This window comes from Ornithinimicrobium sp. (genome assembly GCF_051004135.1).
GTDB lineage: Bacteria > Actinomycetota > Actinomycetes > Actinomycetales > Dermatophilaceae > Ornithinicoccus.
Genome location: NZ_JBPCKQ010000019.1, coordinates 1 through 7443 on the forward strand (window position 1 = coordinate 1; position 7443 = coordinate 7443).

At 67.6% G+C, this 7443-nt stretch carries 8 protein-coding genes and 1 tRNA gene; all 9 read left to right on the plus strand.

Annotation, left to right across the window (positions count from 1 at the left end; all coding sequences use genetic code 11):
- Positions 1–40: 40 nt before the first annotated feature.
- A tRNA-Trp gene (locus tag ACR2FV_RS01100) sits at positions 41–113 on the plus strand.
- Between the two features lie 45 nt (positions 114–158).
- Positions 159–404 (plus strand): preprotein translocase subunit SecE, encoded by a 246-nt coding sequence (gene secE, locus ACR2FV_RS01105; protein ID WP_434013885.1) that lies wholly within the window; start codon positions 159–161, stop codon positions 402–404.
- 96 nt (positions 405–500) lie between these two features.
- Positions 501–1343, plus strand: a complete 843-nt coding sequence (gene nusG / locus ACR2FV_RS01110) for a transcription termination/antitermination protein NusG (RefSeq protein ID WP_434013886.1) — start codon at positions 501–503, stop codon at positions 1341–1343.
- A 113-nt stretch (positions 1344–1456) separates the two neighbouring features.
- Positions 1457–1891 (plus strand): 50S ribosomal protein L11, encoded by a 435-nt coding sequence (gene rplK / locus ACR2FV_RS01115; RefSeq protein WP_434013887.1) that lies wholly within the window; start codon positions 1457–1459, stop codon positions 1889–1891.
- A gap of 103 nt (positions 1892–1994) precedes the next feature.
- On the plus strand, positions 1995–2705 hold the full coding sequence (gene rplA, locus ACR2FV_RS01120; RefSeq protein WP_434013888.1) for a 50S ribosomal protein L1: 711 nt from the start codon (positions 1995–1997) through the stop codon (positions 2703–2705).
- Positions 2706–3077: 372 nt separating this feature from the next.
- Complete coding sequence (locus ACR2FV_RS01125) at positions 3078–3233, plus strand: hypothetical protein (protein WP_434013889.1); 156 nt, start codon at positions 3078–3080, stop codon at positions 3231–3233.
- A 413-nt stretch (positions 3234–3646) separates the two neighbouring features.
- Entirely contained in the window at positions 3647–4282 is a 636-nt protein-coding gene (gene rplJ, locus ACR2FV_RS01130) for a 50S ribosomal protein L10 (RefSeq protein ID WP_434013890.1), read from the plus strand.
- Between the two features lie 67 nt (positions 4283–4349).
- Positions 4350–4742, plus strand: coding sequence for a 50S ribosomal protein L7/L12 (gene rplL / locus ACR2FV_RS01135; RefSeq protein ID WP_434013891.1), 393 nt, complete (start codon positions 4350–4352; stop codon positions 4740–4742).
- Positions 4743–5148: 406 nt separating this feature from the next.
- Positions 5149–7443 (plus strand): DNA-directed RNA polymerase subunit beta (rpoB, locus tag ACR2FV_RS01140; RefSeq protein ID WP_434013892.1); only part of this gene is annotated, 2295 nt, incomplete at its 3' end.

Below are 7443 nucleotides of genomic sequence, written 5' to 3' on the forward strand. Positions count from 1 at the left end.
TTGACAGCACCTATGATGGCGTCTGCCCACCGGGCGCCGAAGGGCACTAGCTCAATTGGTAGAGCACTGGTCTCCAACACCAGCGGTTGGGGGTTCGCGTCCCTCGTGCCCTGCGCTTTGCACACCAAGACACCGCATACCGACAGGAAGGCGCCGAAGTGGCCAGCAGCGCGAACGACACCCAGGGTGTCGACCGCTCCCGTGCCGGCTCTGGCCTGCCTGCCCGCCCCGGCTCGTTCGTGGCCCAGGTCATGGCCGAGCTGCGCAAGGTCGTCCGTCCCACGCAGCGTGAGCTGATCACCTACACCATCGTGGTGATGGTCTTCGTCAGCGTGATCATGGCCTACATCTTCGGAATGGACCAGATCTTCACCCGCGTGGTCGGCTTCGTCTTCGGCGGGTAGCCCGTCGTCGGTCAGCGGATCGACACCACACCGGCATGCCCGGTGATCCAGGTCGCCGAGGCGGCCCGTTGTCAGCCAGGAACGAGGAAGTAGGTCATGTCCCAGGACAGCATGTCGCAGACCAGCGACGAGGTCAGTGACACCCAGGTGGAACAGCTCCCGGAGGCCGAGGGCACCGTGCAGGAGCACGACCTCGCGCAGACCGAAGAGAGCGTCGCCGCCGTCGAGACCGACGATGTTGCCGTTGACGATGGTGCAGTTGACGACGAGGTGGAGACCGACGACGTTGCTGCTGACGAAGTGGAGACCGCCGAGGAGCCGGTCGACCCCGCCGAGGAGTTCCGGGCAGACCTGCGGATGCAGTTCGGCGACTGGTTCGTCATCCACTCCTACGCGGGCTATGAGAACCGGGTCAAGCACAACCTGGAGACCCGGATCACCTCGCTCAACATGGAGGACTACATCTTCGCCGTCGAGGTGCCGATGGAGGAGGTCACCGAGATCAAGGGCGGGGTGCGCAAGCAGGTCCGCCGGGTCCGGATGCCCGGATACGTCCTGGTCCGCATGGAGCTCACCGACGAGTCCTGGGGAGCGGTCCGGCACACCCCGGGAGTCACCGGGTTCGTCGGCAATGCCCACCAGCCCGTCCCGCTGACGCTCGACGAGGTCTTCACGATGTTGGCCCCCGTCTTCGAGCAGCCCGCGGCCGCCAAGAGCTCCCGAGGCACGGGCGGAGCCGGTGGGCTGGAGCCGCAGGCACAGCCCGAGGTCGACTTCGAGATCGGCGAGTCCGTCACGGTCATGGAGGGCCCGTTCGAGACCCTGCCCGCCACGATCTCCGAGATCATCCCGGAGTCGCACAAGCTCAAGGTGCTGGTCTCGATCTTCGGGCGGGAGACCCCGGTCGAGCTGTCCTTCGGTCAGGTCGCCAAGATCTAATCAGACGGAGGGCTCCGCCCCCCGTCACCCCCCGAACCCCAACTGCACAACCCCAACTGCAACAGGGTCATCGCCCACGGCGTCGGCCCAACCCAACAGAGAAGGACCTGAGCATGCCCCCCAAGAGCAAGAAGGTCTCCGGCCTCATCAAGCTGCAGATCCAGGCCGGACAGGCCACCCCCGCGCCGCCGGTCGGCCCGGCGCTCGGCCAGCACGGCGTCAACACCATGGAGTTCGTCAAGGCCTACAACGCCGCGACAGAGAGTCAGCGCGGCAACGTGATCCCGGTGGAGATCACGGTTTTCGAGGACCGCTCCTTCACTTTCGTCACCAAGACCCCGCCGGCCGCAGAGCTGATCAAGAAGGCTGCTGGAGTGCCCAAGGGCTCCGGTGAGCCGCACAAGACCAAGTTCGCCAAGCTGTCCCGCGACCAGGTGCGCGAGATCGCCGAGCAGAAGATGGTCGACCTCAACGCCCACGACATCGACCAGGCCTCCAAGATCATCGCCGGCACCGCCCGCTCGATGGGCATCACCACCGAAGTCTGAGACGTCCGGACCCGCCCGCCAGGGCGAGCACCCGGCATACCCCGTGGTAGGACCAGCGCTGGTCCGCTCACCACAACTCCACCCCTCACCACAAGGAGCACTCATGAAGCGCAGCAAGGCCTACCGCGCCGCCGCCGACAAGATCGACCCCGACACCCCCTACGGTGCGGTCGACGCGATCCGGCTGGCCAAGGAGACCTCTCACACCAAGTACAACGCCACCGTCGAGGTCGCGCTACGCCTCGGCGTCGACCCGCGCAAGGCCGACCAGCTGGTCCGCGGCACCGTCAACCTGCCGCACGGGACCGGCAAGACCGCCCGCGTCCTGGTGTTCGCCAACGGTGACCGCGCCGAGGCCGCCCTCGCTGCCGGCGCGGACCACGTCGGCTCCGACGAGCTCATCCAGCAGGTCGCCGGCGGCTGGCTCGACTTCGACGCCGTCGTCGCCACCCCGGACCTGATGGGCAAGGTCGGCCGGCTGGGCAAGGTGCTCGGGCCGCGCGGCCTGATGCCCAACCCCAAGACCGGCACGGTCACGATGGACACCGCCAAGGCCGTGTCCGACATCAAGGGCGGTAAGATCGAGTTCCGCGTCGACAAGCACTCCAACCTGCACTTCATCATCGGCAAGACCTCGTTCGACGAGAAGTCGCTGGTGGAGAACTACAGCGCGGCGATGGATGAGATCCTGCGGCTCAAGCCCTCGGCCGCCAAGGGCCGCTACATCACGAAGGCCACCATGGCCACGACGATGGGCCCGGGCATCCCGCTGGACACCTCCCGCACGGCCAACCTGCTCGACAGCACCGCCTGACCCGACGGGGTTCGGCCGGTCGCTCGAAGCCACCACCTGACCCCACTGGTCGACGGGTTGCTCGACGACCGGTCGAGCACCGCATGACGACACGGCCGTCTACGTCGGGGAACCCTGGTCGATGCCCGACTGTGGAAGGACGCGGAGCCGTGGCGGCGACACGAGATTCGGGCCCGCGGCCATGCCCAGCCGGCAGGATCAGCCGGTCGCGCTGAGCCACCACAGCGCCCTGGCCGTGCAGGAACTCTCCACCTACGGTGGCGACGAGCGCGTGCACGTGATCCGCACCGACGGCAGGGCGGGGCGCAGCGCCGGCGGGTGGAGCTGGCACCCGGCAGTGCCCCCGACGTTTCTGACAACACATGACGACGTGTGCGTGGTCAGCGGCCCGATGGCCTGTCTGAGGATCGGCTGCGCGAGCTCGGCTACGAGGTTGTGCGGCTGACCTGGCAGGACCTGGCCGATCCGGGAGGGGTGCACGCCAAGATCCGGGCTGCGTTCGCACGGGCCGCGGTGCGCACCACGTGAGCGCGGTGCCAGCCAGAGTCGCGGGCACGTTGCGCGAGGCCACTGGTGGCACAGGCAGTCGAGGTGCAGGAACGCGCGGCGTCTGCTGCGGCGCGGCGTCGTGCCGCGCGGTCATCTGCGGCTCGTGCGCAACTTCTGCACCTCGACGCTCGTGAATCGGGGAAGTGCGGCACGCGGGGAGGTGGGGACGATTTGGGGGAGGAGGTGGACACCGGTTAACGTTGGACCACACCAATGACCGCCGGTCGTCGGTATGCCGTGTCCGCACGGAAGCCGACCGAAGGTCCCGCCTCGACGGGTGACCCGCGCAGGATGCGAGTGCTGGCAGCCTCTGTTGCCTCAAGCCCCGTGCGCCTGCGCCGGGGCTTTCGTCATGGGCGGGCCCGTCCGGCACCAGAAATTAAGGAGGCCCCATGGCGACACCTGAGAAGGCTGCAGCCATCGCCGAGCTGACGGACAAGTTCCGCAACTCGGGTGCGGCCGTGCTCACCGAGTACCGCGGGCTCACCGTGGCCCAGCTCTCGCAGCTGCGGACCTCGATGCGTGAGCACGCGACTTATGCCGTGGTGAAGAACACGCTGACCAAGCGTGCTGCCGCCGAAGCCGGGATCACCGGCTTCGACGAGCACCTGCAAGGCCCCTCTGCGATCGCGTTCGTCACCGGTGACCCGGTCGAGGCGGCCAAGGGACTGCGGGACTTCGCCAAGGCCAACCCCGCCCTGGTGATCAAGGCCGGACTGCTCGACGGCAAGCCGCTGAGCGCCGCCGAGATCACTAAGCTCGCCGACCTGGAGTCCCGCGAGACGCTACTGGCCAAGCTGGCCGGTGCGATGAACGCCTCGCTGACCCAGGCCGTCTACCTGTTCGCCGCCCCGCTGTCGCAGACCGCCCGGGTCGTCGACGCGCTGCGCGTGAAGGTCGAGCAGGAGGGGGGAGCTGCGGCAGCGCAGGAGACATCCCCCGCCGAGCACATCCCGGCCGAGTCGGCTGCTGCCGACGCGACCGACACCGACGTCGCCGAGGGTGGCGACAGCAGCACCGACAGCTGAGCGGTCCTGGACCGATCGGCACCATCCACCACAGCCACTCTTGGCACCAGCAGGAAGGAACGCCACCATGGCGAAGATGAGCACCGACGAGCTCCTTGACACGTTCAAGGAGATGACCCTGATCGAGCTCTCCGAGTTCGTGAGCCAGTTCGAGGAGACCTTCAATGTCACCGCCGCGGCGCCGGTCGCCGCGGCCGGGGCCGCGCCGGCGGCCGGTGGCGGCGACGCTGCCCCCGCCGAGGAGGAGCAGGACGAGTTCGACGTCGTCCTGGAGTCCGTCGGCGACAAGAAGATCCAGGTCATCAAGGAGGTCCGCTCGCTGACCTCGCTCGGCCTGAAGGAGGCCAAGGACTTGGTGGACGGTGCGCCCAAGCCGGTCCTGGAGAAGGTCGACAAGGAGAGCGCAGAGAAGGCCAAGGAGTCCCTCGAGGGCGCCGGGGCCACCGTCACCCTCAAGTGAGCGGTCCGGTCACCGCCAGGTGACCGGTCCCGGCTCGTGGCCTTCGCGAGCCCCCTGGCCCGGGCGGGTCGTCCCTCTTCGGACGACCCGCCCGTTGTCGTCCCCGCTGCGAGGACTTGACGCCCTCGACGACAGGGTGGACCATCGTGGTGACACGGCGAGGGGCTGAGTCGGACCGAATCACCGTGGATTTGGCCCGACGGGGCGGGGCGTGTACCTTAGTGCTTTACGCTGCCCTGAATCCGCCGCACGTCACCACCGAGCCACGACACCTGTGGGCACAATCATTGTGCTTGCGGATGACATGTCGCACCGATCCGTCGCCGGATCCGGCTCGTCGTGCCTGGGGGTCCCATCGGGGTCGCATCGACCCACCCGTATGTAAAGGCCCGTGGAAGGACCATCCTTGGCTGCCTCGCGCACTGCGAAGAAGACTGTCTCCACCGCTCGGACGGCTTCGGGCCGTCTGAGCTTTGCAAAGATCCGGGAGCCGCTGGAGGTGCCCGACCTCCTGGCGCTCCAGACCGAGAGTTTCGACTGGCTGCTCGGCAACGAGGACTGGCAGGCCCGCGTGGCCGCGGCCAAGTCCGACGGCCGATCCGACGTGCCGGACCGATCAGGGCTGGAAGAGATCTTCGAGGAGATCTCCCCGATCGAGGACTTCTCGGGCTCGATGTCCCTGTCGTTCCGGGACCACCGCTTCGAGGAGCAGAAGTACTCGATCGACGAGTGCAAGGAGCGGGACATGACCTACTCCGCTCCGCTGTTCGTCACCGCGGAGTTCATCAACAACGGCACCGGCGAGATCAAGAGCCAGACCGTGTTCATGGGCGACTTCCCGCTGATGACCGACCGCGGCACGTTCATCGTCAACGGCACCGAGCGGGTCGTCGTCTCCCAGCTCGTGCGCAGCCCCGGTGTCTACTTCGAGCGTTCGCTCGACAAGACCTCCGACAAGGACATCTACACCGCCAAGGTGATCCCGAGCCGTGGCGCCTGGTTGGAGTTCGAGATCGACAAGCGCGACATGGTCGGTGTCCGTGTCGACCGCAAGCGCAAGCAGAGCGTGACCGTGCTGCTGAAGGCACTTGGCTGGACCGAGGCTCAGATCCTGGAGGAGTTCGGCGACTACGAGTCGATCCGGCTCACCCTGGAGAAGGACCACACGGCCGACCAGGACGAGGCGCTGCTGGACATCTACCGCAAGCTGCGCCCTGGCGAGCCGCCGACCCGCGAGGCCGCCCAGACGCTGCTGGACAACCTCTACTTCAACCCCAAGCGCTACGACCTGGCCAAGGTCGGTCGCTACAAGATCAACAAGAAGCTCGGCACCGAGGCCCCGCTGAGCGAGTCGGTGCTGGGGGTCGATGACATCGTCGCGACCATCCGCTACATCGTCGCGCTGCACGCTGGCGAGGAGACCCTCGGGGTCGTCCAGGGCGGCGAGCGGGTCGAGCGGCCGATCGAGGTCGACGACATCGACCACTTCGGCAACCGCCGGCTGCGCAGCGTGGGCGAGTTGATCCAGAACCAGGTCCGCACCGGGCTTTCCCGGATGGAGCGGGTCGTCCGCGAGCGGATGACCACCCAGGACGTCGAGGCGATCACTCCGCAGACGCTGATCAACATTCGACCGGTCGTGGCCTCCATCAAGGAGTTCTTCGGCACCAGCCAGCTGTCCCAGTTCATGGACCAGAACAACCCGCTGGCCGGCCTGACCCACAAGCGTCGGCTCTCTGCGCTGGGCCCGGGCGGACTGTCCCGCGACCGCGCCGGCATGGATGTTCGCGACGTCCACCCCTCGCACTACGGGCGGATGTGCCCGATCGAGACCCCCGAGGGTCCCAACATCGGCTTGATCGGCTCGCTGGCCTCCTACGGGCGGATCAACCCGTTCGGGTTCGTCGAGACCCCCTACCGCCGCGTCGTCGACAGCAAGGTCACCGACGAGGTCGACTATCTGTCAGCCGACGAGGAGGACCGCTTCGTCATCGCGCAGGCCAACGCGCCGCTCGAGGACGACGGTGCCTTTGCCGACGATCGTGTGCTGGTCCGGGCCAAGGAGGGCGAGGCCGTGGACGTGCCCGCCTCCGACGTGGACTACATGGACGTCTCGGCGCGTCAGATGGTCTCGGCGGCCACCGCCATGATTCCGTTCCTGGAGCACGACGACGCCAACCGGGCCCTGATGGGCGCCAACATGCAGCGTCAGGCGGTGCCGTTGGTCCGTTCCGAGGCCCCGCTGGTCGGGACCGGTATGGAGTGGCGCGCCGCGCTGGACTCCGGAGACGTGGTCCGGGCCGACAAGGCCGGTGTGGTCCAGGAGGTCTCTGCTGATCTGGTCGGCGTGGCCAACGACGACGGCACCTACGTCAGCTACCGCGTGGACAAGTTCACCCGCTCCAACCAGGGCAACTGCTACAACCAGCAGGTCCGGGTCGACGAGGGGGACCGCGTCGGGGTCGGCCAGCTGCTGGCCGACGGTCCCGCCACCGACGGCGGCGAGATGGCCCTGGGACGCAACCTGCTCGTGGCCTTCATGCCCTGGGAGGGGCACAACTACGAGGACGCGATCATCCTGTCCCAGCGTCTGGTGCAGGACGACGTGCTCTCCTCGATCCACATCGAGGAGCACGAGATCGATGCCCGCGACACCAAGCTGGGCCCCGAGGAGATCACCCGGGACATCCCCAACGTGGCC